The sequence below is a fragment of the Mycobacterium sp. ACS4331 genome (assembly GCF_001667265.1).
Lineage (GTDB): Bacteria > Actinomycetota > Actinomycetes > Mycobacteriales > Mycobacteriaceae > Mycobacterium.
Genome location: NZ_LZHW01000031.1, coordinates 53237 through 78960 on the forward strand (window position 1 = coordinate 53237; position 25724 = coordinate 78960).

Sequence of the window (25724 nt, forward strand, 5' to 3'; positions counted from 1 at the left end):
GCGATCCCGGTCGTTTCCATCGGCTAAACACCTTGACGCAGAGTCCAATTCAAAATCGAGCGGGATCGGCTCGGACCTGACACACTGACCCCATGGTCGGGACGCCGGGCACCGTCATGTGCTGGCCGGTCATCGGACGTGAGGCCGAACTCGGCTCGGTCACCGAAGTGCTCGATCCGGTGGGCCCGCCGGGGCTCCTGATGGTCGGGCCCCCCGGGGTTGGCCGGACCAGGCTGCTCGAGGAGGCGCTGGACCTGGCGGCCCAGGCCGATTGGACCGGTTATGGAGTCCGGGCGGTGTCTGCCGGACGGTGTGTCCCTTTCGGCGCGCTCGCCGATGTCGAGGCGAATGCGCTCCTGTCCGAACTGTTCTCGGAATCGGCGCGAATCGACGGGGCGCTGGCACGCTTCGCGGAGGTCACCGCCGGCCGAACCGTGGTGCTCGTCATCGACGACGCCCATCTGCTCGACGAGATGTCGACCCACCTCTTGGGGCAGGTGCTGCAGCGACGGCTTGCCAGGGCGGTGCTCGCGACGCGCACCGGCAACCCGCCCTCCAATGCCGTTCTGCGACTGTGGAAGGACGGCGTGCTGCGTCGCATCGACGTCAAAGCCCTGCCGCGGCGCCGGTGTGACGAACTGGTGGGAGCCGCACTCGGCGGCCAGGTGTCGGAGAAATCTCTTGCCGCGCTGTGGGATTTGAGCCGTGGCAACTTGGTGTACCTCATGCACCTGCTCGGACACGAGGGTCAGCGCGGCAATCTGGTGAAGGTCGATCAACGCTGGGAGCTTCGGGACGACCCGGTCGTGTCACCGGCGCTGCGTGACCTGGTGGTGGTGGAAACGGGTTTCGCCACCGGACCGGTGTGGGATGTCGTCGACGCCGTGGCTGCGGCGGAGTGGATCGAACACCGTCACCTCGCTGAGTTGGTGGATCGGCGGGCCATCGCCGACGCCGAGCGTGCCGGCCTGGTGACCACCATCGACGACTCCGGCGAACTCATCGTCGTGTCACATCCGCTCTATGCGAGGGTGGCGCTGGCCCAGCAGGGGCCACTGCAGACTCGTCACCTGCGCGGCCGCATCGCCTCGGTGCTGTCCGCACCCGACCGGGCCCGGCGTGTCGACGACGTCCGACTCGGGCTGTTGTGGCTGGATTCGGATCTGCCGGCCGACCCGGTCGTATTCTCCGCCGCGGCGGAGGCCGCTCTGGCTCGGATGGACCTGGCCAGTGCGGAACTGTGTGCGCGGGCGGCGGTTTCGGCCGATGGCACCGACCGCTCCAGAGTCCGGTACGCCTACTGTCTGGCATTGCTGGGGCGGGGAGCGGAGGCGGCGAACGCGCTCTCCGAGGTGTGCACGCCCACGTTGGACGACGACGTGTACCGACGGTACGTCAATGCCCGCGAGCTGACCGCTCTGTCGGGCAGCGCCGGCGGATCCGCGGAACCGCATGCGCCCGTGGCGGGTGGGCGCCGGCAGGAGAAGCAGGCGGCTGTGATCCGGGCGCTGCACTCCGCCTATGCCAACGATCCCGCGGGGATACTCGAATCCATTGACGCCGTAGACTATTCGGATCTGGATGCGTTGGGACGGTCGACCTTCCTGGCCACCCGGGCGGTGGCGCACGTCGAGCGTGGACAGCTGGATTCGGTGCTCGATGACGTGGAACACGACTGGACGCACCTCGAGAGTGCCGGTGACCCGCTCGGCATCGTCATCGCGGTGGAACTCTATGTGCGGGCGTTGGTGCTGGCCGGCCGCACCGCCCAGGCCGCGGCGGTCACCGAACGAGCCGACGCGGCCTTGACCGGCGCGTCCGAGTCGGCGCGGCGACTGCTGTCGGCGGTCACAGGGGTCACCGCGCTGGCCGCGGGCGACATCGGCACCGCTGTCCGTCGGCTGCGTCCGGCGGCGGTCGACCTCGGAGACAGCGTTGTCGCGCAAGCGCTTTCGTACCGGTACCGTCTGCTGTACGCCATTGCGGCGGCGCGCGCAGGCAGCGTGGCCGAGGCCGCGACGGTTCTGGACACGGTCCCACCTGTGCGCGGCGAGGTGGAATACGACAACGATCCGGTGCTTGCCCTCGCGCACGCCTGGGTCGCAGCGGCCCGGGGCGAGCTCGGTGCGGCGTGCGAGGCGGCCAGAGCTGGCGTGGCCCAGGCGCGCCGCAACGGCCAACTTGCCAGCGAGGCGGTGTGCCTGCAGACTTCGGCGCTGCTCGGCGACACCGACGCCGCCCCCAGACTGGCGCACCTGGCCACCAAGATGGGGAGTCAACGGGCCACCGATGCGGCCCGCTTCGCCCGCGCCCTGTCGAAGGGCTGTGGTGATGGGCTCGCGGAGGCCTCGGCACAGTTCGAGATCGCCGGCGAATTCCTGGTGGCCGCGGACGCGGCGGCACATGCCGCCAGGGCGTACCGCGCGCAGGGCGCGCCTGACCGGATGCTGGTCTGCACTGCGCGGGCTCGCAGACTGGCGGCCAGGTGCGGCGTGGAGTTCCTGCCGGCACTGGCCGGCAGCGCCGTCCCGGAACTGTTCACGCCGCGCCAGTTGGCCATCGCGGAGCTCATCCGCCAGGGGCGCACCAACCGCGAGATCGGGGCGGCGTTGTCGCTCTCGGTGCGCACCGTCGAGGGGCACATCTACCGGGCCAGCCAGCGGACGGGTGTGCAGGGGCGCCGGGAGCTGGCCGATCTCATCACCGAGTTCGCGAATCGATGACCGGCGAATCGCAACAGAGCAGGAGAGGTGGTGGTCGTGTACGACACCTGGCCCCTCGTCGGGCGCGAGGCTGAACTGGAACTCGCCGACGAAGTCTTCGGCGGCGGAACGGGTGCAGGGATCGTTGTCGCGGGCGTCGCCGGTATCGGAAAGACTCGGTTGGCTGACGCTGTGGCCGGTGGCGCGGCCGATCGAGGCTGGCGGGTGCAGCGCATCGTCGGTTTCCCGGTGGGACGGTCGATCCCGTTGGCTGCGTTCACCTTCGGCGCCGACGACGCCGGCTCGAAGGCCACGGCGGAGGAATTGACCCAAGGGCTGCGCGCGCAGGCCGACGCGGGTGGTCTGCTCCTCGTCGTCGATGACGCCCACCATCTGGACACCCAGTCGCGCGATCTGATCGCAACACTGCTGCGCAGCACGCCGGTCAAAGTCGTCGCGACGGTGCGGTCCGGGGAACCGGGTGCCGACGGCGTGATCGAATCGTTCCTGGCACTCGGGCTGACTCGGTTGGATCTGTCGCCGCTGTCGCGCAGTGCCGTGGATCGACTCCTCGCTGATGTGCTCGGCGCACCGTTGAACGGCGAGAGTGCTCAACGTATGTGGCTCAAGACCCAGGGCAACGCCATGTTCCTGCGACACCTGGTGGATCAGGAGCGACACGCCGGGCGGCTGTGTTCCCAAGGCGATCACTGGGATTGGGCGTACTCGACAGAGCTCTCGGACTCGCTTCGGGATCTGGTGGAGGTGCACATCGATGCGGCGGGCGACGATGTGCGCACGGTGTTGGACATCGTCGCCGTCGCCGAGGTGCTCCACCCTGACCTGCTGGCGCAGCTTGCGCCTGCGGATGCGGTGGCGGACGCCGTTGCGCGAGGATTGATCGTCGCCGACGGCGCGGGGGAGATCCGGATCGGGCACCCCCTGTACGCCGAGGTCGCGCTGTCGTCCTCGGTCGCCGAACTGCGGCAGGTGCGCGCCCGAGTGGCCACCGCCATGGCGGGTGCGCAACCGGTGATCCCAGTGGACCCGGTGCGGTTGGGGGTCCTGTGGCATCAGTCGGCGCTGCCGCCCGATCCCGACATCCTGCTGTCCGCAGCGGACGAGGCCGCCCGGCGCCTGGACACGGCCCTGAGCGAACACCTCGCGCGCGCCGCGGTCTCCGCGGGCGGTGGAACCGCAGCGCGGATGCGCCACGCGCGTGCCCTGCACTACCTCGGGAAGGGGGACGACGCCGCGGCGGTGTTGGACACCGTCACCGACGCCCCTGTCCGAGACGATGAGCTTGATGACGTGCTCATGCGCGCCTCGAATCTGTTCTGGGGACTGCGCCGGCCAGACGAGGCTCGCGAGGTTGTCGAGGCGGCGTTGGCGGCCGGCGCCACCGGCTCGCGGTATCGCGCGTTGCTGGTGTTCAAGGCGCTGCAGCGGGCACTGACGGGGTATCCCGCCGCGGCGATGGACATCGTGCGCACCGTTGATTTCGGTCAATCGATGCTCCACGACACCATCGCCGCGCGGCAGGTCGAGATGATTGCCCTGGGTGAACTCGGCATCGAATACTGCGATGCCGACGTCGAGGAGTACGAACGGCTCGTCGGTGACGGTGAGCTCGCGTCATTCCATATCGTCGTGGCCGCGGGTGCTCGAATGCACGCATTGACGCTCGCCGGCAGCCTCGACAAGGTGGACGCCGTGGTCGGCGGATGCTGGCGGCGGTGCGCGGACCTGCCGGGCACCGCGGCCGCCGCAGCCCGCGGGATCGCCGGGATGGCCTCGCTGCGCAGCGGCGACATCCGCGCCGCGGTGCGCGATCTGGAGCCGGCCCGGCTGAACTTCGACGAGTACGGCCAAAACATCGGAATGGCCTATCGCTACCGCATCTATTACGCGGAGGCACTCGCGGTGGCGGGGCGCGCCGACGACGCCACCGAGGCTTTGGCGGCGGCCATGGCCGACCGGCACCCGGGCCACGCCCATCTGGATTACGCGCTGCTCCACGCCGAGGCGTGGGTGCACGCCGCTCATGGTCACGTCAGCCGCGCACGCCAGACGGCTGTGCGTGCTGCCGACCTCGCGCTGTCTCGCGGTCAGCGCGCGCCCGCAGTGCTCTGCCTGCAGACCGCGGTGGCCTTCGGGCAGACCGGCGTCGAGGCGACCCTGTCCGCGCTGGCCGAGTCGGTGTACGGCCCGAGGTGCCCGATCGTCCTGCGCTACGCCCGCGCCGTCACCGCGCGGGATGGCAGGGAATTGGAATGCGTGTCAAAGGAATTCGAACACATCGGGGACACGGTCGCAGCCGCTCACGCGGCGGCGGCGGCAACCATGGTCTTCAGGTCACAGGGCCTGCGGGGGAGTGCTCTGACCGCGGGTGACCGCGCGATGGACCTCGCGCGGCGCTGCGGTGCGACTCAGGGCCCGGTGGTCGCGGAACTCACGCTGGCCTCCGTGCTGACCGGTCGGCAACGGGAGGTGGCGACGCTGGTCGCCCGGGGAATGACGAACCGTGAGATCGCCGCAGCCCTGTCGGTCACGGTGCCGACCATCGAGCGGCACGTCCGACAGGTGTGCGTCAAGCTCGGAGCGCGCGGTCGCGCCGACCTCGCCGTTCGGCTTCGCGAGGACGACCCCGCTCCCGACACCCTCCCCGCAGCCGACCGGTGAGCGGCGGCTTCGACACGCTCAACGCGGTGGTCTGACCTGGTCGGTGGACGATGATTCGGCTGTCGGCAGTGTCGGGAGGGATGATGGGACGGTGACAGTTGTTCTGCTGGACCCTGCGCGACCGACCCTGATCCCGGTCGACGCGGTCGAACTGCTTGTCGGTGAGGTGCAGTACACCGAGGAGATACCTGTCAAGGTGCCGTGGTCGCTGCCCGGTGCCCGGCCCGTCGGCACCGGCGAGGATGCGCCGGTGCTGCTGTCCTCGGACCCCACCCATCCCGCCGTCGTGGCGCGCATCGTCGCGGGGGAGCCGGTGATCTCCGCGCCCGACCCACACCCCGGTGAGCGCCTGCTCGAGGCCGTCGCGATCATGGACAAGCTGCGGACCAACGGCCCGTGGGAGAGCGAGCAGACCCACGATTCGCTGCGCCGCTACCTGCTCGAGGAGACCTACGAGGTCTTCGACGCCGTGCACCGCGGTGACGCCGAGGAGTTGCGCGACGAACTCGGGGATGTGCTGCTGCAGGTGCTGTTCCACGCCCGCATCGCCGAAGAGGCACCGGAGAACGCCTTTTCGATCGACGACGTGGCCGACGCGCTGGTGCGCAAGCTCGTGAACCGCGTGCCCGCGGTGCTCGCGGGCGAGGAGATCTCGCTGGCCGATCAACTGGCCCAATGGGAGGAGCGCAAGGCGCTGGAGAAGTCCTCGCGGGAGTCCGTGCTCGAGGGCATCCCGACGGCCCAGCCCGCGTTGGCGTTGGCGCAGAAGGTGATCAGCCGGGTGCGGCAGGCCGGGCTTCCCGCCGACCTGATCCCGCCGGAACTGACGTCGATCACCGTCTCCGAGGACGTCGACGCCGAGAATGCCCTGCGCTGCACGGTCCTGCGGTTCATCGAGACCGTGCACGCCGCCGAGAGGGCCGTCGGATTCCAGCGCGGCGACATCGACAGCAATGCGCTGGGTGAGGTCAGCGTCGAGGAGTGGCGCGCGGCGTGGCCGGTGCAGCCCGCGCCGGCCGGCGAAGATCAGCCGAACAGCGTCGAACCCCAGTAGGCGTCCTTGTCGCCCTCGCGAATCCCCGGCGGCACGGCGAAGATCCCGGTGCCCGTGTGGGTGATGTACTCGTTGAGCAGGTCGCTGCGGGCCAACCGCGACTGAAGCGGAATGAACTGCGTCTCCGGGTTGCGGACGAAGGCGATGAAGAACAGGCCCGCGTCGAGGTGGCCGAACCCGTCCGTGCCGTCGGTGAAGTTGTAACCGCGACGCAGCATTTCGATGCCGTTGTTGTCCTCGGGTGACGCCAGTCGAACGTGCGCGGTCGGGTCGATCAGCGGTTCGCCGTCGCCGTTGACCGCATCGAGGTTCAGCGGTTCGAACTCCTGGGCCAACCCGATCGGCGCGCCGCTGCCCTTGTGCCTGCCGATGACACGCTCCTGCTCGAGCAGGGTGGTGCGGTCCCACGACTCGATCCGCATCCGGATGCGACGAGTCAGCATGTAGGTGCCGCCGGTCATCCAGGCCGGTCCGTCACCGTCGGCGACCCACACATGCCGGTCCAGCTTGCCGGTGTCCTCGGCCTTGAGGTTGTTGGTTCCGTCCTTGAAGCCGAACAGGTTTCGCGGTGTGGCCTGGTCTCGGGTGGTCGAGGAGGTGCGGCCGAACCCCAGCTGCGAGTAGCGCACCGCGGCCGTCCCGAACGCGACGCGGGCCAGATTGCGCACGGCGTGCACCGCGACCTGGGGGTCGTTGGCGCAGGCCTGGATGCAGATGTCGCCACCGGACCGCGCCGGGTCCATGGTCTCGTTGCCGAACTTCGGCAGGTCCTTGAGTATCTCGGGACGCTTGTCGGCGATGCCGAACCTGTCCTTGCCGTCCTTGAGGAACAGCGACGGGCCGAAACCGATGGTCAGGGTGAGCTGAGAAGCGGGTAGGCCCAACGCTTCTCCGGTGTCCGACGGCGGGGCGTAGGGGTTGAGCCCGACGGCGCCGTCCTCAAAGGTCTCCTCACCGCGCGTCATCCGCTCGGCCATATGCGTCCACTCGCGCAGCATCTCGACCAGATCCTCGCGCCGGTCGCTGGTGACGTCGAACGTGGCGAAGTGCATCCGGTCCTGGGCCTCGGTGATGATGCCCGCCTGCCGTTCGCCGCGGAACGGCACCGGAGACTGCAGCAGCACATGGCCGCTGTCGGCGGCCGACGCACGACCGGCGACAACGCCGGCCGTGGCCGTCCCCACCAGGGCGGCGCCCACTCCGGCCGCGCCGAGAAGCTTTCGGCGCGAGAGACCGGAGGGGGTCACCGCCTGAGCTGTCTCACTGTCCTGCGATGACACCCTGCACCTGACTGACCTCCTTGGACAGGGCGTCGATGGCTCGCGAAAGCTCTTGGCGCTGCGGCTCGGTCACCTTGTCGTAGGACACAAAGCCGTCACCGGCGCGCAGCCTCATCAGCAGCGCCTCGACTTCGGCGAATCGTTGATCGACACGCTTGCCCAGTTCGGGGTTGCGCTCGTCGAGGATGGGGCGCACCGAGGCGACGGCAGTCTGGCTGCCCTGCACGTTGGCGTTGAAGTCCCACAGGTCGGTGTGGCTGAAGATGTCCTCTTCGCCGGTGATCTTGCTGGCCGCGACCTCATCAAGGAGACCCTGCGCGCCGCCGGCGATCTGCGTGGAGTCGATCTTGTAGTCGGGGGCCTTGACGCCCGCCTCGAGCTCCTTCACGTCGGCCAGCAGCTGGTCGGCGATCGCGTTGGTGTCCGGCTGCAGGCCGCTGACCCACAGGTCCTTCTCCAGCCGGTGGAAGCCGGTCCACTTCTGGCCCTCTTCGAGGTCGGCCTCGCGCAGGTCGATGCGCGGGTCGAGGTCATTGGGGAAGGACTCGGCGACGGGCTCGATGCGCTCGTAGTAGGTGCGCGCGATCGGGTACTGCGCCTTGGCGGCCTCGATGTCTTTGCGCTTGATGGCGTCGACGAACTGCTGGGTGGCGGGGATCAGCGCGTCCACCTGGCTGTTGACGTACCGCTTGTAGCTGTCGGCGGCCTCCTTGAACTTGCCCTCGGTGTCGACGTCGACGGCGTCGCCGGTGACGGTGAACTCCGAGCGGATGCCGTCGCCGACCATGCCCGGCTTGCACGCGAGCTGGTAGGTGCCGGGCTGGGACAGCTGCACGATCAGCTTGCGGTTCAGTCCGGGGGAGATGTTCTCGACCTCGCCCATCACCCGCTCGCCCTCGCCGTAGACGTAGAACTCGGTGACCTTGTTCCCGTTGTTGGTGACCAGGAAGGTGTTGGCGCCCGTCGTCCCCTCGGTCGACGACAGTTCGCATGCGTCGTCGGTTGCCGTGACCTTCACCTCGTTGGCCGACTTGGCGCCGTCGGCGCTGTCGGTGGACTCCTTGGCCGTGCAGGCGGTCAGGGAGAGCCCGGCAAGGATCGCGGTGGCGGCGGCCGCGGCGGCCTTGGCGGTCATCGGGGAGACAACGTTCACTTGGTTGACCTTTCAGGTTCGGTGCTGGGTTTCGGGTCCGGAGTCGGATCAGGTCTGGCGGCACTGCTCTGCGGACGCAGGAACAGTGCGAGCACGACGACGATGTAGGTCAGCCAGCACACCAGCTGAAGCACCGTGGGCGTGGGGGAGATGTTGAAGATCCCCTGGATGGCCTCGCCGTACCAGGATGACCAGTTGAACCAGGACGTGATGTCGAACGCCCGGCTGGCCAGGCCGGGCAGCCAGCCGACCGTCTGCAGGGCGCCGACGCCGTAGGACAGGATGCCCGCGGCCACCAGGATCAGGAACACGCCCGTGTATGTGAAGAACTTCCCGAGGTCCAGGCGGACGGCACCCCGGTACATGCCGTAGGCGATCGCCGCGGCGACGAGCACGCCCACGATCAGCCCGACCAGCGGCCACAGCGTCTCAGCCTCGGCGTAGCCGACCATGAACAGCGCGGTCTCCACCCCCTCGCGGCCCACCGCCAGGAAGGACAGCGTGGCCACGGCCAGCGCGCCGGTCTCCAGTGCCTGCGTCATCTCGGATTTCAGCTGCCCCGACATGCCGGCCGCGGCCTTCTTCATCCACAGGACCATGGTCGTGACGATGACGACGGCGATGAGGGACGCCACACCGGCGATGGCCTCGGCCGCCAGGCCGGTGACGGTGTTCTCGCCGAACTGGATGACGAGGAACACGGCAATCGTCATCGTGATTGCTGCGCCCACGCCGAGCCACACCCATTTGAGCGCGTCGCGGCGGTCCGATTTCACCAGGAAGGCCACCAGGATCATGACCACTATCGAGGCTTCCAAGCCTTCGCGAAGGCCTATCAGGCCACTGCCGAAGACCTGAGTCGAGATGCTCGGACCCGCCATCAGCGCTGTGACCGGCAGATCCCCGAGGGAAGTCATATCGTCGTCCCTTGACGTGAGTTTTTTTCACCCAGCTTTGGCTTGCCATAGCTAGGTGTGGCTCACCTTAGCAGCGGCCCAACAGGCAGAGTACAACTTCATGCCACGCCTCCCGAAGAGACGAACTGCTCCGCCGTCGTGGGACGATGGTCCTGATCTACAACGGGGTGAGGGAGGCCGTGTCGGTGCGTTGGCTGCAGACTGCCGCCGTTGTGGCCGCGACAGCCCTGCTGCTGGCCGCAAGCTGCTCCTGGCAGGTCGGCACCCCCATTCCGGAGGGCGTTCCGCCCCCCACGGGTGACCCGGTGCCCGCGGTCGACATCGAGGCGAAGGGCCGTCCCGCAGACCAACTTCACGACTGGGCTGCCGCGCGGGCGCCATCGCTGGAGATGCCGGTGACCGCGCTGGAGGCCTACGCCTACGCGGCCCGCGTGGCGGAGGTGGTGAACCCCAAGTGTCAGCTCGCATGGCCCACCCTGGCCGGCATCGGCATGGTGGAGAGCCATCACGGAACTTACCGCGGGTCGGTCGTGAAGCCCAATGGCGATGTCCGCCCGCCGATTCGGGGTGTCCGACTCGACGGCACCGCCGGCAACATGAAGATTCCGGACACCGATGCCGGTGAACTCGACGGCGATGACCACCTGGACCGCGCGATGGGGCCCATGCAGTTCATTCCCGAGACCTGGAAGCTCTACGGCGTCGACGCCAACAATGACGGCGAGATCAGCCCCGACAACATCGACGACGCGGCACTGTCCGCCGCGGGGTACCTGTGCTCGCGCGGCAAGGACCTGTCCACGCCGAAGGGGTGGATGGCGGCGCTGCGGGCCTACAACTATTCCGATCAGTACGCCCGCATGGTCCGTGATTGGGCCACTGCCTACGCCACCGGGCATTCGCTGTAGATGCCTCCGCTTGTCATCGAATTGTCCGTAATGGTCGCGCAAACGCTGTTTTCACCGCCAATCAAGACATCTCGGCGGGCCAGGCCTCGAATACAAGCCAACCCGTGCGGCGCGGCATTGCACTGCACGTTCTAGGCTGTTGAGCGCTACGCCATCCGACGTCTAAGGAGACTTCAGTGCCCATCATCGAGCAGGTCGCGGCCCGGGAGATCCTCGATTCCCGCGGCAATCCGACGGTCGAGGTCGAGGTTGCGCTGATCGACGGCACGTTCGCGCGCGCCGCGGTGCCCTCCGGGGCGTCGACGGGCGAGCATGAGGCCGTCGAACTCCGCGACGGCGGCGACCGCTACGGCGGCAAGGGCGTGGAGAAGGCCGTCGAGGCCGTGCTCGACGAGATCGCCCCCGCGGTGATCGGGTTGTCCGCCGACGAGCAGCGTGTCGTCGATCAGGCCCTGGTCGACCTCGACGGCACCCCCGACAAGTCCCGCCTGGGCGCCAACGCGATCCTCGGCGTGTCGCTTGCGGTGGCCAAGGCCGCCGCCGACAGCGCCGCGCTGCCGCTGTTCCGCTACCTCGGCGGGCCGAACGCGCACATCCTTCCGGTGCCGATGATGAACATCCTCAACGGCGGCGCCCACGCCGACACCGGTGTCGACGTCCAGGAGTTCATGGTCGCCCCCATCGGCGCGCCGTCCTTCAAGGAGTCGCTGCGCTGGGGCGCTGAGGTCTACCACTCGCTGAAGTCCGTGCTCAAGAAGCAGGGCCTGGCCACCGGCCTGGGCGACGAGGGCGGCTTCGCCCCCGATGTCGCGGGCACCCGCGCCGCCCTGGACCTGATCAGCTCGGCCATCGAGGCGACGGGCCTCAAGTTGGGCTCGGATGTGACGCTCGCGCTCGACGTCGCGGCCACCGAGTTCTACACCGAGGGCACCGGCTATGCGTTCGAGAAGGAGACCCGCACCGCCGAGCAGATGGCGGAGTTCTACGCCGGCCTGATCGACGCCTACCCGCTGGTGTCGATCGAGGATCCGCTGTCCGAGGACGACTGGGACGGCTGGGTCGCGCTGACCGCCGCGATCGGTGACCGCATCCAGCTGGTCGGCGACGACCTGTTCGTCACCAACCCGGAGCGCCTGGAAGAGGGCATCGTCAAGGGTGCGGCCAACGCGCTGCTGGTGAAGGTCAACCAGATCGGCACGCTCACCGAGACCCTGGACGCCGTCGCGCTGGCCCACAACAGCGGCTACCGCACGATGATGAGCCACCGCTCGGGCGAGACCGAGGACACCACGATCGCCGATCTGGCCGTCGCGGTCGGCAGCGGCCAGATCAAGACCGGTGCCCCCGCCCGCAGCGAGCGCGTCGCCAAGTACAACCAGCTCCTGCGCATCGAAGAGGCCCTCGGCGACGCCGCGCGCTACGCCGGTGACCTGGCCTTTCCTCGGTACGAGGCCAAGTAGGCGGTAGCGTGGGCAATTGATGTCCGACGCGAAGCGGCCCGATCCGAAACGACGGTCACCGACCTCACGGCCCGGTGCCGGGGGACGGGCCGGAGCGTCGGGTCGCGGCACTGCGCGTAAGAAGCCCGCCGCGACGTCGCCGACGTCGGCGCGCAGGGAACCCCGCAAAGAACCCCGTAAGGACACAGGTGAGCCCGACGCCAACACTGAGGCACTCGAGCCGATCCGGCAGTCGATCGCCGAATCGGCCGAACTGTCCTCCGAGCAGCGGTTGGGGTTCACCGCGCGGCGCGCGGCGATCCTGGCGGCGGTGGTCTGCGTGCTGACGCTGACCATCGCCGGTCCGGTCCGCACCTACTTCGCGCAGCGCACCGAGATGCAGCAGATGGCGGCCAGCCGGCAGGCGCTCGAGGCGCAGATCGCGGAGCTGCAGGCGCAGAAGGACAAGCTGGCAGACCCGAAGTACATCGCGGCGCAGGCCAGGGAACGGTTGGGCTTCGTGATGCCCGGCGACATTCCGTATCAGGTGCAGCTGCCGCCCGGTGCGGTGGTGACCGACGGCCCCGAACAGGCGCCGGAGGCTGTCGCCAACACCGACCCGTGGTACACGTCGCTGTGGAAGACCATCGCCGACACCCCGCACGGCGCCCCGCCGCCACCGATTCCACCGCCGCCTCCCGCGGTCGTCCCGGGCGAGGTTCCGCCACCGCCCCCGGCAGATCCGAGCACCCCAGGTGGTTGATCCCGACGACTTGGCGGCGGTCGAAGCTCAACTCGGGCGCACCCCGCGCGGTGTGCTGGAGATCGCCTACCGCTGCCCCAACGGTGAACCCGCCGTGGTCAAGACCGCGCCGAAACTCCCTGACGGAACACCGTTTCCGACGCTGTACTACCTGACACACCCCGCGCTGACCGCGGCCGCGAGCCGGCTGGAGTCCTCGGGGCTGATGAAGGACATGACCGACCGCCTGGAGCAGGACCCGGAGCTGGCGGCGTCCTACCGGCGGGCTCATGAGAGTTATCTGGCCGAACGCGACGCCATCGAACCCCTGGGCACGACGTTCACCGGCGGCGGCATGCCTGACCGGGTGAAGTGCCTGCACGTGGTGATCGCGCATTCGCTGGCCAAGGGTCCGGGGGTCAACCCGTTCGGGGATGAGGCGCTGGCGATCCTCGCGCAGGAACCGGGAATGGCGGGAATTCTGGTGAAGGAGCAGTGGGCATGACCCGGTTGGCGGGGATCGACTGTGGCACGAATTCGATCCGACTGCTGATCTCGGACGTGGCCGCCGACGGCAGCATGACCGACGTGCACCGCGAGATGCGGATCGTGCGGTTGGGCCAGGGTGTCGACGCGACGGGGAAGTTCGACCCCGACGCGATCGAGCGGACCCGCGTCGCCCTGGTCGATTACGCGGAGTTGTTGTGCGCCAACGATGTCAGTGGCGTGCGGATGGTGGCGACGTCGGCGACCCGAGATGCGGCCAACCGGGACGACTTCTTCGCGATGACCTCCGACGTTCTCGGCGCGGTGCTGCCCGGCGCGATCGCCGAGGTGATCACGGGCACCGAGGAGGCCGAGCTGTCCTTCCTGGGTGCGGTGGCTGAATTGGACGATACCGCAGGGCCTTTCGTCGTCGTGGACCTCGGCGGTGGCTCGACCGAGGTGGTGCTGGGATCGGACCGTGTGCAGGCGTCGTTCTCGGCGGACATCGGGTGCGTGCGGCTCACCGAGCGCTGTCTGCACAGTGACCCGCCGACCCAGGCGGAGGTGGCGGCCGCACGTGATGTGGTGCGGGAGCGCCTGTCTGAGGCGTTGGACGCGGTGCCGGTGCAGCACGCCAAGACCTGGGTGGGGGTCGCGGGCACCTTCACCACGATCGCGGCCCTGGCCCGGCGGATGACGACGTACGACTCCGACGCCATCCATCTGTCGAAGGTCGGCTTCGGTGACCTCCTGCCGGTCTGCGACGAGCTGATCGCGATGACCCGCAAACAGCGTGCGGCACTGGGCCCGATGCACGAGGGACGGGTCGACGTCATCGGCGGCGGTGCGATCGTCGTCGAGGAGTTGGCACGTGAACTCGGAGAACGGGCCGGCATCAGTTCGCTCACCGTCAGTGAACACGACATCCTGGACGGAATCGTGCTCTCAATCCTGCCTGGGTGATGCGCCGACTGGCGGCCCTGCTGCTGGCCATCGTCGTGGTGGTCGGCCTGGCGGGGTACCCGGTGTTCGTCGCCCCGCGGGTGGACGACCCGCGCGTGGCCGACGCGATTCTGGTGGTCGGCGGCGACGGTCCGGCGGCCCGGGTGCGGCACGGTCTGGATCTGGCCCGCCAGGGCTGGGCGCCGCACGTCGTCCTGTCCAATCCGGGTGGCCAGGTCGGACAGCTGTGCAATCTGGATGATCCGGCGTTCACCGTGGAGTGCTTCGATCCAGATCCCCGCAGCACCCTGGGCGAAGCCCGAGAGCTCGGCCGGCTTGCGGCCGAGAGGAGTTGGCGCACAGTCATTGTGGTCACCTACCCGCCGCACATCTCGCGGGCGCGCTACATCATGGGCAGGTGTTTTGACGGTGAGGTGATCATGTCCGCCGCGCCCCTGGACCTCTCGATTCCGTACTGGGTGTGGATGTATCTCTATCAGAGCGCGGGTTATGCGAAGGCGTGGCTGCACCGCGGGTGTTAGCCGTCGACGGTGCACTGCGGGTTAAGACTGTGCCGCTGGCGGTTTCGCGATGATCACCTCGACCCGGTGGTCTCTCAGGCGTTCGGCCCACTGTTCGTCGCACTCGTTGGTGACCAGAACGTCGACGTCGGCCCACCCCAATGTCCCGGCGATGGCCGGCTGGCCGATCTTCGAACTGTCGGCCAGCACCACCACCCGTCCGGCCTGCCGGGCCATCGTCGCGGCGATCTCGGCGTCGGCCAGGGTGTTGAACCGCACCCCGAGATCGAGGTCGGCGCCGTCGCAGCTGATGAACGTGATGTCCACGCTGAGTTGGGATATCGCGGCGGTGGCCAGCGGTCCGCTGGTGCCGAACGAGGACCCGCGAAGCGCACCGCCGATCACGTTCACCTCGAACGACGGGACGCTGGCCAACCGTTCGCCGATGTTCAACCCGGTGGTGGCGATCCACAGCGCCTGCGCTCGCGAGCACAGTTCCTCGGCCAGCGCGAGTGTGGTGCTGCCGTCATTGAGCAGCAGCGACGTGCGGTTCATGACGAGGTCGGCGGCCGCGAGCGCGATGGCGCCCTTCTCCCGGGCGTTGCGTCGGCGGCGCAGGTCGAAGGCCTCGTCGAGCGTGCTCGACACCGCCGCGGGGGAGGCACCGCCGCGCACCCGCTTCAGCAGGCCCTGCCGTTCCAGCGCCGACAGGTCACGGCGAATGGTCGGCGGACTGGCGCCGGTGACGCGCTGCATCTCCTCCAACGAGGCGAACTGCTGCCGTGAGACCAGTCCGAGCAGCAGGGCGTGGCGCTCCTCGGCATGTCTCTCCGGCATGGGTCCACATCCTAGTAAACGATCAACAACGATCACTCTGTTGCTTGAGATGAGCGGTTGTGATTCCATCATCCACGTCGTTGTCTCGTCTGGAGGTGAGAATTGACCACACCGTCCGTCCGGGTGTGGGCGGGTGTCGACCAGGGCACCACGAGCACCCGCACCAACCTGTACGACGACGACGGCCGCTGCGTCGCGACGTCCACCCGGCCCTCGGTGACGGCGCACCCGAATCCGGGCTGGGATGAGCAGGACGGCGATGCCCTGGTGACCGCCATCGAGGAGACCGTGCGCGAAGCCGTCGCGTCGGTTCCCGGCGCCGAACTGGCCGGGATCGGTCTGGCGAACCAGGGTGAGTCGATCATCGCGTTCAACCGGCACACCGGGGAGCCGTTGTCCAAGGTGATCCTGTGGTCCGACCGTCGCGCGGCCACGGTCGTGGACCGCATCGCCGCCACCCCTGCGGCCGCCGAGATCGAGCAGATCACCGGTCTGCGTCTCGACCCCTACTATTCGGCCGCCCGGATCGCGTGGATGCTGCTCAACCTGCCCGAGGTCGCGGCCGCCGCCGCCGACGGGACATTGGCGATCAGCACGCTGGACGCCTTCTACATTCACCGGTTGGCCCACGGCGCCTACGTCACCGACCCGTCCACCGGAAGTCGCACCCAGTTGATGTCGCTCGACGACCTTCAGTTCGACGCGCAGGTCGCCGCGGCGTTCGGCATCGACATGGGACTGCTGCCCACCATGGTCGACACCGTCTTCACCGAACCGCTGCCGACCACCTTGGGCGCGCCGCTGTACGCAAGCGCGGTCGACCAGTTGGCCGCACTGGCCGCTCTCGGTGCGGTCTCACCGGGTGACACAAAGATGACCTATGGCACAGGCTGTTTCATCGACAGCAATGTCGGCCCCGCTCCCCGGCGGCCCGGTCATGGACTGATGCCCACCTATGGCTGGACGGTGCCCGGTGAACCCAGGGCGTGGGCGATCGAGGGCGGGGTCTTCAGCGCCGCCACGGCCGTCGACTGGTTGGTGCGCCTCGGTCTCGCCGACAATGCCCCTCACGTCGCGGAGCTGGCGGCGTCGTCGGCCGCGGCGACGAATTCCGTTCTGCGCATGCAGCATCCGCTCTTCCTGCCCAGCTTCACCGGGGTGGGCGCGCCGTGGTGGCGCGCCGACGCGGCCGGCGTGTTGAGCGGCCTGCGGGCGTCCACCGACCGAAACGACATCGCATATGCCGTGCTCGACGGCATCGCGCACCGCGTCACCGACGTGATCGACTCCGTGGACGCCGAACTCGGGGCGCCGGCGGCGTTGCGCGCCGACGGCGGCCTGAGCAGAAACCGGGTTCTCATGCAGCGTCAGGCCGATCTGTGCGGACGTCCGGTCGCCATCGCCGATCACCACGACAACACGGCCGCCGGCGCGGCAGGACTGGCCGCCATCGGCGCGGGCGAACTGGACCTGGCCGGAATGGCCGCACGGGCGAAGTTCACCCACACCGTCGAGCCGACGCTGCCGGAGTCACAGCGTGCTCTCGAGCGGGAGCGCTGGCGTGAATTCGTGGAATCCACCATCAGCCTGGAGCCGTCGGCGTTGATCGATGCCGCGCACCGGCGAACCGACGAACGGACGCGATGAGTTCTCGAAGCTACGACATCGCCGTGATCGGCGGCGGAGTCATCGGTGCGGCGATCGCCGCGCACCTGTCCCGCCGCACCGTGCGGGTGGTCTGGTTCGAGGCCGCCCACGATGTCGCCGAAGGTGCCAGCAAGGCGAACTCGGCGATCGCCTGCACCGGGTTCGACATGGCGCCGGGAAGCCTGGAATCCGACCTGGTCCGGCAGGCCAACCCACAGTGGGAGAGCCTCTGCCGCGCACTGGATGTGCCGTTCCGGCGGATCGGGGCGCTGTCGTTGGCCTTCGACGACGGCGACTCGGAATCGCTGCGCAATCTGCTCAACCAGGCCTCCGCATCGGGGATTGAGGCCGAGCTGATCTCCGGCGACGCACTGCGGCGTGAAGCCCGCAGTGCCGCTCCCACCGCGATCGAGGCCCTGCACGTCCCCGGTGAAGGAATCATCGATCCGATCAGGCTCACCGTCGGTCTGGCGAAACTTGCGGTGCTCAACGGGGTGGAACTGCGGCGCTCGACCCCGGTGACGGGCTTCCGGCACCACCCGTCCGGCGCGATCAGCCACGTCGTCACGCCCACGGGTGTCACCGCGGTGGGCGCGGTGGTCAATGCCGCCGGTGTGAACGCCGACGTCATCTCCGATGCCGCTGTCGCCGAACCGTTCACGATGTGGCCGCGCAAGGGGCAGTTCCTGCTGCTGGACCGCGCGGTGGGCCACCTGGTGCCCAAGATCATGTGCACCGCCCCGACGCCGCACACGCGCGGAATCTACGCCGTGCCGACGACCAATCGGACCGTCCTGGTCGGGCCCACCGCGGTCGACGGACAGGACCGCTCCGACAAATCCACCGACGGCGACACCCTGGACGCGGTATGGGCGCGAGCCGCGCGACTGCTCCCCAGCGGGGTGGACCGTCGCCACGTCACCAAGACGTTCTCCGGGCTGCGCCCGGCCAGTGATCGCACCTATCGCATCGAGGTCTCCGCACAGGTGCCGAACCTGGTGCACGCGGCCGGGATTCGGTCGACCGGCGTGTCGTCGGCACCCGCGGTCGCATCCCTCGTCGCAGACCTCATCGGTGCCCAGATCATGGACCTGCCGATGAAAACCTCGGCGCGCGAGTCTATTCCGGCCATCCCGCGACTGGCTGAGATCGACACCGACGCCGCCGCGACCGCCTTCACCGCGAGCTCCGGGGCCAGGCCGGATCAGCAGCCGATGGTGGTGTGTGCGTGTGAGCATGTGACCGCCGCGGAGATCGCGGCGGAATGCCGCGGACCCGTCCCGGCCACGTCGCTGGACGCGGTGCGCAAGCGCACCCGGGCGACCGCGGGCCGCTGCCAGGGCGCCTACTGCTCGGTCGGCGTCAGCTTCATCCTGTCCGCGGCCACGGGTGACCAGCCCGGGCAGGTCCGGCAGGGCGAACCCGGATCACAGTGGGAGACCCCGGCGACATGAGAACCCGTATCGCCATCGCCGGGTCCGGGTTGGCCGGACTGCACTGCGCGGTGGAACTCGCCGCCTCGGGCGAGGTCACCGTGTACGAGCGCCTTCCGGTCGCCGGCGGCGAACACTGGGAGGACCGGGCCCACGCGAGCCTCATCCGTCAGGCCCAGCGCCAGGGAGTGCGATTCGCCCCCGGCACGCAGGTGATCCGGTGGGAGGGAGACCGACTGCTGGCCATCGGTGGCTTCGGCGGGACGGCGGAGGCGGACGCGCTCGTCATCGCCACCGGGCATCGGCCGCCGACTCGCGCGGAGTTGCGCATCGACGGTCACCGCTGCGCCGGCATTATGCCCGCAACACTGGCTGTGCACCTGTTGCAGCAGCGAGTTCGGCTGGGCGCCAACGTCATCATCGCCGGTGACGCACCGTGGGCTGCGGAATGCATCGAGCTCATGACGGCGGGGTGGGGGCCGCGCGCGTCCTCCGTGCTGTGGCTCGCTGACTCCGCCACGATCTCGAACCCCTCGGTGACGGTGCGTCCGGGCGTGCGCATCATCGCCGCCCACGGCATGCCGCGGATCACCGGTGTCGCCGTCGACGCCGGGGGCGCGCTGGAGCACATCGCCTGCGACTGCTTGATTCTCGCGGGGCCTGCCGTCCCGTACCGCAACGTCGACGGCGCGGTGTTCGAGGACACGGCCGTCGTCTACGCGCAGCGAGAGAACGGAAGCACCGAGGACTCGGCGCAGATCGGGCGGCGGGCGGCCCGGTCGGCGCTCGAGTACGCCCAGACCCGACCCCACGCCCGCACCGCCGTGGCACCCAGGATTGGACAACCGCTGTGAAAGTCACCTCACCCGTCGGGGAGTTTCCGTATGTCTTCGAACGTATCCGGTTCGAAGGCACTCACCTCGTCGCCGAGGGCCGAATGGGCACCTGGCCGGCCCGCATCGAGATGGGTGTGTCGGACATCCCGGGGCCGATCCGGGCCGGTGCCCTGGCCGCCGGGGTCGGCACCGCGATCGCCGTCGCGCTCCAGTGGCGCCGACGCCGCGCGCGCTGAATCAGCGGCGCGGTGGTCACGGCAGCAGCGGTTCACCACGGGCGCCCCGGGGCACCCTGGTCCCGGCCAGGGTCAGCCCGAAGATCAGCATCGCCACGCCGATGCCGAAGTGCAGCCAGTTGTCAGCGCCGTTGAGCCGCAGCACTCCTGGTCCCGTCAGCGAGCCGAACAGCCACAGGCCCAGGCACAGCAGTCCGCCGCCGAACAGATACAGCCGGGCCGCGTGGAAGCTGCGCGACATCACCAGACCGGCGATGCCGAACGTGATATGAATGAGGCTGAGCCACAGCGAGGTTGCGAAAGCCCCGAGCAGCCTGCCGTCGTAGACGGCCGCACCGGCGATGCCCACGACCAGGAACACCGCAGCGACGAGGATCGCGGCACATTGGTCGGCCAGCAGTCCGACTCGTGGTGACATCGCGGAATCCCTCCTCACCGTATTGACGGTTTCGTAGGCCCAGGGATACCCGGCTTGTGGTGGCGTCAATCGCTGCTCGTGGCGCATACTCAGACCCACCGGACGATCGGGGGGTTACCGGTATGACTGCTGCGCCGTCATCCAGCGACGTGTACTTCGACCCGTACGACCGCGACATCGCCCTGGATCCCTACCCGGTTTATCAGCGATTACGGGATGAGGCGCCGGTCTACTACAACGAGGCGCACGACTTCTACGCCGTCAGCCGCTACACCGACGTCGAACGGGCCTTCGGCGACCGCGCGACGTTCCGATCCGGACGCGGCAACGTGCTTGAGTTCATCCAGTCAGGCCTGGAGATGCCGCCGGGCATCGTGGCCGGTGAGGACGCGCCCAGCCACACCATCCACCGGCGCCTGATGTCACGGGTGTTCACGCCGCGCAAGGTGGCCGCACTGGAGCCCAGCATCCGTGTGTTCTGCGCGGAGTGCCTCGACCCGTTGGTGGGCACCGACCGGTTCGACGTGATCGCCGAGTTCGCCGCGCAGATGCCGATGCGCGTCATCAGCATGCTGATGGGCATCCCGGAGGCGGATCAGACGGCCGTCCGCGACATCAGCAACGACGACATGCGCACCGAACCGGGGAAGGGTATGCGCCTCAATCGCCGGGGCCTGGTACTCGGCGACGAGTTCGCCGAGTACATCGACTGGCGCGTCGAACACCCGTCCGACGACATCATGACCGATCTGCTGCACGCGGAGTTCGAGGACACCGACGGCACCCGGCGGCGGCTGTCGCGCCGAGAACTGCTGACCTATGTCCACGTCATCGCCGGCGCCGGCAATGAGACGACGGCACGCCTGATCGGCTGGGCGGTCAAGGTCCTGGCCGAGCGTCCCGCGCAACGCCGGGAACTGGCCGGGGACCACGCGCTGATCCCCAACGCCGTCGAGGAGATCCTGCGGTTCGAGACCCCGGCGCCGCACGTGGCCCGGTACGTGGCCGCCGACGCCGAGTTCCACGGGCAGACCGTGCCCCAGGACAGTGCGATCCTCCTGCTGATGGCCTCGGCCAACCGGGATGAGCGGGTCTACGACGAGCCCGACGTCTTCGATATCCACCGCGACATCGGCGCCCGCGTGACGTTCGGGCACGGCGCACATTTCTGCCTGGGGGCGGCCCTCGCGCGCCTCGAGGGCCGGATCGCGCTCGAGGAGATCCTGACCCGGTTCCCGGACTGGGGTGTTGACCTCGACGACGCCGCGCTCTCGCCGACCTCGACGGTCCGCGGGTGGGAACGGCTGCCGATGGTGATCGGGTAGATCCTCACTCCTGGAAGCGGTATCCCATTCCGGCCTCGGTGAGCAGATGTTTGGGGTGCGACGGGTCCACTTCGAGTTTGCGACGCAACTGCGCCAGGTACACCCGCAGGTAGTGGGTCTCCTTGGCGTACGCCGGGCCCCAGACCTCCTTGAGCAGTTCCTCGCGGCCGACGAGCTTGCCGCGATTGCGCACCAGCATCTCCAGCATGCCCCACTCGGTGGGGGTCAAGTGCACCTCGACGCCGCTGCGGGTGACCTTCTTGGCCGCCAGATCGACGGTGAACGACGAGGTTTCGACGATCGGCTCGTCGACCTCGGTGGAGGCGGCGCCACGCCGGACCGCGGCCCGCAGCCGCGCGAGGAACTCGTCCATACCGAACGGCTTGGTGACGTAGTCGTCGGCGCCGGCGTCGAGGGCCTCGACCTTGTCCGAGGAGTCGGTGCGCGCCGACAACACGATCACCGGCACCGTCAGCCACCCACGCAGGCCCGCCAGCACGTCGATGCCGGACATGTCGGGCAGGCCCAGGTCCAGAATGACCACGTCGGGGCGATGGTCGGCGGCCGCGCGCAGCGCCGCGGCACCCGTCGCCGCCGTCGTGACGTCGTAGCCGCGCACCGAGAGGTTGATCCGCAGAGCCCGAAGGATCTGGGGTTCGTCGTCGATCACCAGCACCCGGGTCATCGCAGATCCTTCGGTGGGGCCGCGAGGTCGATCTCGACCGTCAGCCCGCCGCCGGGGGTGTCGCCCGCCGATATCGTCCCGCCCATGGCCTCAACGAAACCACGAGCCACCGAAAGGCCCAGTCCCACACCACTTCCGGTGTTGGCGTCGCCGAGCCGCTGGAACGGGGCGAAGAGCTGCTCCTCGGCTCCGCGAGGGACCCCCGGCCCCTCGTCGGCGACGGCGATCAGGACGCGGTCGCCGACCCGTCCGGCCGTCACCCGCACCGGGGCGTCCGCCGCGTACCGCAGCGCGTTGTCGATCAGGTTTGCCAGCACCCGTTCCAGCAGGCCGCTGTCGGCCATCACGACGGCGTCGTTGACCTCGACCTTCACCCGGTCGAGTTCGCCGCGGCCGAATCCGGTGGTGCCGCGGCTGATGCCCAGCAGCGCGCGCTGCACGACCTCCTCCAGGTACACCCGCTGCAGGTCTGGGCTCACCACCCCCGCGGCCAACCGCGAGGAGTCCAGCAGGTTGCCCACCAGCGCGGTCAACTGGTCGACGGACTCCTCGATGGTGGCCAGCAGTTCGGCGGTGTCCTCGGGGGAGAACCCGACGTCGCCGCCGCGCAGGCTGGACACCGCGGCCTTGGCGGCGGCCAGGGGTGTGCGCAGGTCGTGGCTGACCGCCGACAGCAGCGAGCGGCGCAGTTCGTCGGCCTGTGCGATCGCGGCGGCCTGGCTGGCCTCCTGGGACAGTTCACGCTGGCGGACCAGGCTGGCGGCCTGCATGGCGACCGCGCCCAGCACCCGGCGGTCCCGGGCCGGGAGTCGGCGTCCGGCGAGCAGCAGCCAGAACTCGTCGTCGCCGACTTCGATCGCGGTGTCGGCCCCGTCGAGGTCGGTGCACGGCGCCTGCCCGACACACGCACTGACCGTCGGCCCGTCGGATCCGCGGCGCATCAGGGTGACCGCGCGCTGCGAGTACACCTCGCGCACGCGTTCAAGCAGCGCCGTCAGATCCGCGCCCCGCAGCACCGACCCCGCGAACAGGGCCAGCAGTTCGGCCTCCTGCGCCGCCCGCTTCGCCTCGCGGGCCCGTTTGGCGGCACTGTCCACCAACGCGGCGACCGCGACCGCGACGAGCAGCAGCACCACGATGGTCAGGGCGCTGTCCGGGTCGGAGATGGTGAAGGTGTGCCGCGGAGTGACCAGGAAGTAGTTGAGCAGCATGCCCGACAACACGGCCGAGACCGCGGCGGGCACGACACCGCCCAGCAGGGCCACCGCCAGCACGCCGATGAACATCAGCGCGCTCTCGCCGCCGATGCCGAGGAGGGGGTCCAGCGCCAGCGCCGTCACCGCGCAGATGGCCGACGGCACCACCACCGCGGCGGCCCACGACGCGGCGTTGCGCTGCCACAGGCTGGCATCGGCCCACGCCGTCGTGTGCCGGGCGTGCTCGTGGGTGACCATGTGCACGTCGATCCGGCCGGAGTTCTGCACCACGGCCGCGCCGATGCCCTCGTCGAAGATCCGCGCCCACCGGGACCGCCGGGACGTGCCGACCACCAGCTGGGTGGCGTTGACGTCGCGGGCGAAGTCCAGCAGCGCGGTGGGCACATCCTCGCCGACGACGGTGTGCAGGCTGGCCCCGAGGCTGGTGGCCAGGTCGCGGATCCGGCCCATCTCGGGCGCCGACACGCCGGTGAGGCCGTCGCCGCGGACGACGTGCACCACCATCAGTTCGGCGCTGGCCTTCGCGGCGATCCGGGATGCCCGGCGCACCAGGGTCTCCGATTCCGGGCCGCCCGTGACAGCGACGACGACGCGTTCGCGGGCCTCCCAGGTTTCGGTGATGTTGTTGTCGGCCCGGTACTTCGCCAGTGCGGCGTCCACCTGGTCGGCCAGCCACAGCAGCGCCAGCTCGCGCAGCGCGGTGAGGTTGCCGCGCCGAAAGTAGTTGCTCAGGGCCGCGTCGATGCGGTCCGGTGCGTAGACGTTGCCGTGGGACAGCCTGCGCCGCAGTGCTTCCGGGGTGATGTCGACGAGTTCGATCTGATCCGCGGAGCGGACCACCTCGTCGGGCACCTTCTCCTGCTGCTCGATCCCGGTGATGCCGGTGACGACGTCGTTGAGACTCTCCAGATGCTGGACGTTGACCGTGGTGATCACGGTGATGCCGGCGTCGAGCAGTTCCTGGATGTCCTGCCAGCGCTTGGCATTTCGACTGCCTGGAGTGTTGGTGTGGGCCAGTTCGTCGACCAGAACCACTTCGGGTGCCCGCTTCAGCACCGCGGGGACGTCGAGTTCGGGGAACGTCGCGCCCCGGTAGTCGATGTAGCGCGGCGGGATGACCTCGATGCCGGTGAGCAGTTCGGCGGTCTTCTGACGGCCGTGGGTCTCCACCACCGCCGCGACCAGATCGGTGCCGCGTTCCAGGCGCCGGTGCGCCTCGCCGAGCATCGCGTAGGTCTTCCCGACGCCGGGCGCCGCACCCAGGTAGATGCGCAGCTCCCCGCGTTTGGTTCCCGACGTCCCCACGCTCACCATCATCCTCTCGGGCAGGTCCGGTTTGTGGTGCCATCGCCGAGAAGCACGTTATGGTCGTCGATTCCAGCGATACCCGCCGCAACCGCAGCCATAACGTGGTCTTCGCGCATAGCCGTCATGGCGACAGGTGGTCGAGGGCGAGGTTGACAGCAAGCACGTTGACCCGCGGTTCGCCGAATATCCCCAGGTCACGGCCCTGTGTGTGGGCCGCGACGACGGCGCGGACCTGCTCGAGGCTCAGCCCGCGCGCCGCGGCCACCCGCGGCACCTGCAGGTCCGCGTAGGCGGGCGAGATGTCCGGGTCCAGGCCGCTGCCGCTGGCGGTGACGGCGTCGGCGGGCACCGCGGGGTCTGCGGGTGCGTCACCGCGGATCGGGATGATCCGGCCCGCGCTGTAGTCCTCGCCGGTCTTGGCGCACTCGACCGGCAGGCCCCGGTAGGTGGTCAGGAACGGGGTGGGGGTCGTCGCGCAGGGTTCGTTGACGCTGATCGCCCGCGAGCCCAGCACCGACAGCACCGCGCCGACGCCGTCGTCGGTGCAGAACGGGCGCGCGCCGCTGACCTTTTCTGTCTCGCCGATCTGGTGGCTGCGGGCGCAGACGGTGGTGAGCAGGCTGGGTTTGTCCGGTTGGTCCACAATGCTTTCCGGGCCGAGGTTGCTGGCGCTGGTGGCCATCGGGTCGTAGCCGTCACCGGCCGCCGAGGGGCGGCTCTGGAAGTACTGCGGCAGCGCGGCGCCGTCGGCGTCGGTGAACGATTGCCCGATCAGGCTGCTGCCGACGATCTTTCCGTCGACGGCCAGCAGCGACCCGTCGGCCTTGTCGCGCAGTCCCGGCAGCTGTGCGATCAGCCAGACCAGGACGGGGTAGGCCAGTCCGAGGATCACCGTGAGGATCAGCAGCGCGCGCAGTGCGGCCCAGTGCTGGCGGAGGATGGCAGACGGTTTCATG

Annotated in this window: 22 protein-coding genes; 14 read left to right on the top strand and 8 right to left on the bottom strand. The window is 69.2% G+C overall.

The genetic code is table 11. From position 1 onward, the window contains the following. Window positions 1–92 precede the first annotated feature (92 nt). From A5727_RS08355 to A5727_RS08365, 3 genes are all read left to right on the top strand, one after another. On the top strand, window positions 93–2723 hold the full coding sequence (locus A5727_RS08355) for a LuxR family transcriptional regulator (RefSeq protein ID WP_068247508.1): 2631 nt from the start codon (window positions 93–95) through the stop codon (window positions 2721–2723). A 30-nt stretch (window positions 2724–2753) separates the two neighbouring features. Further along, the gene (locus A5727_RS08360; protein ID WP_157521280.1) at window positions 2754–5384 is read left to right on the top strand and encodes a LuxR C-terminal-related transcriptional regulator; all 2631 of its coding nucleotides are present in this window, start codon (window positions 2754–2756) and stop codon (window positions 5382–5384) included. 91 nt (window positions 5385–5475) lie between these two features. Beyond that, window positions 5476–6438, top strand: a complete 963-nt coding sequence (locus A5727_RS08365; protein ID WP_068247867.1) for a nucleoside triphosphate pyrophosphohydrolase — start codon at window positions 5476–5478, stop codon at window positions 6436–6438. Here the strand turns inward: A5727_RS08365 and efeB are convergent. From efeB to efeU, 3 genes are read right to left on the bottom strand one after another with little or no spacing between them, the layout of a single operon-like run. Continuing rightward, a complete protein-coding gene (gene efeB, locus A5727_RS08370; protein WP_068247511.1) occupies window positions 6411–7718 on the bottom strand; it encodes an iron uptake transporter deferrochelatase/peroxidase subunit in 1308 nt (435 codons plus the stop codon). The genes A5727_RS08365 and efeB overlap by 28 nt on opposite strands. After that, entirely contained in the window at window positions 7699–8853 is a 1155-nt protein-coding gene (gene efeO, locus A5727_RS08375; protein ID WP_068247514.1) for an iron uptake system protein EfeO, read from the bottom strand. Before efeO ends, efeB begins: the two co-directional genes overlap by 20 nt. Window positions 8854–8867: 14 nt before the next feature. Then, entirely contained in the window at window positions 8868–9788 is a 921-nt protein-coding gene (gene efeU, locus A5727_RS08380; RefSeq protein WP_068247519.1) for an iron uptake transporter permease EfeU, read from the bottom strand. A gap of 146 nt (window positions 9789–9934) precedes the next feature. On the opposite strand from efeU, the gene A5727_RS08385 reads away from it, so the two are divergent. From A5727_RS08385 to A5727_RS08410, 6 genes are all read left to right on the top strand, one after another. Continuing rightward, on the top strand, window positions 9935–10696 hold the full coding sequence (locus A5727_RS08385) for a lytic transglycosylase domain-containing protein (RefSeq protein WP_068247522.1): 762 nt from the start codon (window positions 9935–9937) through the stop codon (window positions 10694–10696). A gap of 176 nt (window positions 10697–10872) precedes the next feature. Beyond that, a complete protein-coding gene (eno, locus tag A5727_RS08390; protein ID WP_068247525.1) occupies window positions 10873–12156 on the top strand; it encodes a phosphopyruvate hydratase in 1284 nt (427 codons plus the stop codon). A gap of 19 nt (window positions 12157–12175) precedes the next feature. Further along, window positions 12176–12898: an FtsB family cell division protein gene (locus tag A5727_RS08395; RefSeq protein WP_068247531.1), complete on the top strand. Its 723-nt coding sequence runs from the start codon at window positions 12176–12178 to the stop codon at window positions 12896–12898. Beyond that, window positions 12891–13382: a DUF501 domain-containing protein gene (locus A5727_RS08400; protein ID WP_068247534.1), complete on the top strand. Its 492-nt coding sequence runs from the start codon at window positions 12891–12893 to the stop codon at window positions 13380–13382. Before A5727_RS08395 ends, A5727_RS08400 begins: the two co-directional genes overlap by 8 nt. Next, window positions 13379–14326 carry a Ppx/GppA phosphatase family protein gene (locus tag A5727_RS08405; RefSeq protein ID WP_068247870.1) on the top strand — a complete coding sequence of 316 codons (948 nt, stop codon included), beginning with the start codon at window positions 13379–13381 and terminating at the stop codon, window positions 14324–14326. The genes A5727_RS08400 and A5727_RS08405 overlap by 4 nt, the downstream gene beginning before the upstream one ends. Further along, complete coding sequence (locus A5727_RS08410; protein ID WP_157521293.1) at window positions 14326–14847, top strand: YdcF family protein; 522 nt, start codon at window positions 14326–14328, stop codon at window positions 14845–14847. The genes A5727_RS08405 and A5727_RS08410 overlap by 1 nt, the downstream gene beginning before the upstream one ends. A gap of 21 nt (window positions 14848–14868) precedes the next feature. On the opposite strand, the gene A5727_RS08415 is transcribed toward A5727_RS08410, so the two are convergent. After that, window positions 14869–15663, bottom strand: a complete 795-nt coding sequence (locus tag A5727_RS08415) for a DeoR/GlpR family DNA-binding transcription regulator (RefSeq protein WP_068247537.1) — start codon at window positions 15661–15663, stop codon at window positions 14869–14871. Between the two features lie 102 nt (window positions 15664–15765). Between A5727_RS08415 and A5727_RS08420 the strand changes: the two genes are divergently transcribed. The 4 genes from A5727_RS08420 to A5727_RS08435 are packed head-to-tail and all read left to right on the top strand — an operon-like array spanning window position 15766 to window position 19815. Continuing rightward, window positions 15766–17310, top strand: a complete 1545-nt coding sequence (locus A5727_RS08420) for an FGGY family carbohydrate kinase (protein WP_068247540.1) — start codon at window positions 15766–15768, stop codon at window positions 17308–17310. Further along, window positions 17307–18764 carry an NAD(P)/FAD-dependent oxidoreductase gene (locus A5727_RS08425; RefSeq protein WP_068247543.1) on the top strand — a complete coding sequence of 486 codons (1458 nt, stop codon included), beginning with the start codon at window positions 17307–17309 and terminating at the stop codon, window positions 18762–18764. Before A5727_RS08420 ends, A5727_RS08425 begins: the two co-directional genes overlap by 4 nt. After that, the gene (locus A5727_RS08430; protein ID WP_068247874.1) at window positions 18761–19597 is read left to right on the top strand and encodes an FAD-dependent oxidoreductase; all 837 of its coding nucleotides are present in this window, start codon (window positions 18761–18763) and stop codon (window positions 19595–19597) included. Before A5727_RS08425 ends, A5727_RS08430 begins: the two co-directional genes overlap by 4 nt. After that, window positions 19594–19815, top strand: coding sequence for a hypothetical protein (locus A5727_RS08435; protein ID WP_068247548.1), 222 nt, complete (start codon window positions 19594–19596; stop codon window positions 19813–19815). Before A5727_RS08430 ends, A5727_RS08435 begins: the two co-directional genes overlap by 4 nt. A 16-nt stretch (window positions 19816–19831) precedes the next feature. On the opposite strand, the gene A5727_RS08440 is transcribed toward A5727_RS08435, so the two are convergent. Then, window positions 19832–20233 carry a DUF4383 domain-containing protein gene (locus A5727_RS08440; RefSeq protein WP_068247551.1) on the bottom strand — a complete coding sequence of 134 codons (402 nt, stop codon included), beginning with the start codon at window positions 20231–20233 and terminating at the stop codon, window positions 19832–19834. 122 nt (window positions 20234–20355) lie between these two features. Between A5727_RS08440 and A5727_RS08445 the strand changes: the two genes are divergently transcribed. Further along, window positions 20356–21558, top strand: a complete 1203-nt coding sequence (locus tag A5727_RS08445) for a cytochrome P450 (RefSeq protein WP_068247553.1) — start codon at window positions 20356–20358, stop codon at window positions 21556–21558. Between the two features lie 4 nt (window positions 21559–21562). Here the strand turns inward: A5727_RS08445 and A5727_RS08450 are convergent, their stop codons facing one another. The 3 genes from A5727_RS08450 to A5727_RS08460 form a co-directional block, all read right to left on the bottom strand. Beyond that, window positions 21563–22243: a response regulator gene (locus tag A5727_RS08450; RefSeq protein ID WP_068247555.1), complete on the bottom strand. Its 681-nt coding sequence runs from the start codon at window positions 22241–22243 to the stop codon at window positions 21563–21565. Next, the gene (locus tag A5727_RS08455) at window positions 22240–24765 is read right to left on the bottom strand and encodes a DUF4118 domain-containing protein (protein WP_502687664.1); all 2526 of its coding nucleotides are present in this window, start codon (window positions 24763–24765) and stop codon (window positions 22240–22242) included. Before A5727_RS08455 ends, A5727_RS08450 begins: the two co-directional genes overlap by 4 nt. Window positions 24766–24889: 124 nt before the next feature. Then, the gene (locus A5727_RS08460) at window positions 24890–25723 is read right to left on the bottom strand and encodes a potassium-transporting ATPase subunit C (protein ID WP_068247558.1); all 834 of its coding nucleotides are present in this window, start codon (window positions 25721–25723) and stop codon (window positions 24890–24892) included. Window position 25724: the final 1 nt, after the last annotated feature.

Coding starts and splice junctions, on each gene's coding strand:
- A5727_RS08355 (WP_068247508.1), top strand. CDS start 93: ATGGTCGGGACGCCGGGCACCGTCATGTGCTGGCCGGTCATCGGACGT.
- efeO (WP_068247514.1), bottom strand. CDS start 8,853: ATGACCGCCAAGGCCGCCGCGGCCGCCGCCACCGCGATCCTTGCCGGG.
- efeU (WP_068247519.1), bottom strand. CDS start 9,788: ATGACTTCCCTCGGGGATCTGCCGGTCACAGCGCTGATGGCGGGTCCG.
- A5727_RS08385 (WP_068247522.1), top strand. CDS start 9,935: ATGGTCCTGATCTACAACGGGGTGAGGGAGGCCGTGTCGGTGCGTTGG.
- A5727_RS08395 (WP_068247531.1), top strand. CDS start 12,176: ATGTCCGACGCGAAGCGGCCCGATCCGAAACGACGGTCACCGACCTCA.
- A5727_RS08405 (WP_068247870.1), top strand. CDS start 13,379: ATGACCCGGTTGGCGGGGATCGACTGTGGCACGAATTCGATCCGACTG.
- A5727_RS08410 (WP_157521293.1), top strand. CDS start 14,326: ATGCGCCGACTGGCGGCCCTGCTGCTGGCCATCGTCGTGGTGGTCGGC.
- A5727_RS08415 (WP_068247537.1), bottom strand. CDS start 15,663: ATGCCGGAGAGACATGCCGAGGAGCGCCACGCCCTGCTGCTCGGACTG.
- A5727_RS08425 (WP_068247543.1), top strand. CDS start 17,307: ATGAGTTCTCGAAGCTACGACATCGCCGTGATCGGCGGCGGAGTCATC.
- A5727_RS08430 (WP_068247874.1), top strand. CDS start 18,761: ATGAGAACCCGTATCGCCATCGCCGGGTCCGGGTTGGCCGGACTGCAC.
- A5727_RS08440 (WP_068247551.1), bottom strand. CDS start 20,233: ATGTCACCACGAGTCGGACTGCTGGCCGACCAATGTGCCGCGATCCTC.
- A5727_RS08445 (WP_068247553.1), top strand. CDS start 20,356: ATGACTGCTGCGCCGTCATCCAGCGACGTGTACTTCGACCCGTACGAC.
- A5727_RS08450 (WP_068247555.1), bottom strand. CDS start 22,243: ATGACCCGGGTGCTGGTGATCGACGACGAACCCCAGATCCTTCGGGCT.
- A5727_RS08460 (WP_068247558.1), bottom strand. CDS start 25,723: ATGAAACCGTCTGCCATCCTCCGCCAGCACTGGGCCGCACTGCGCGCG.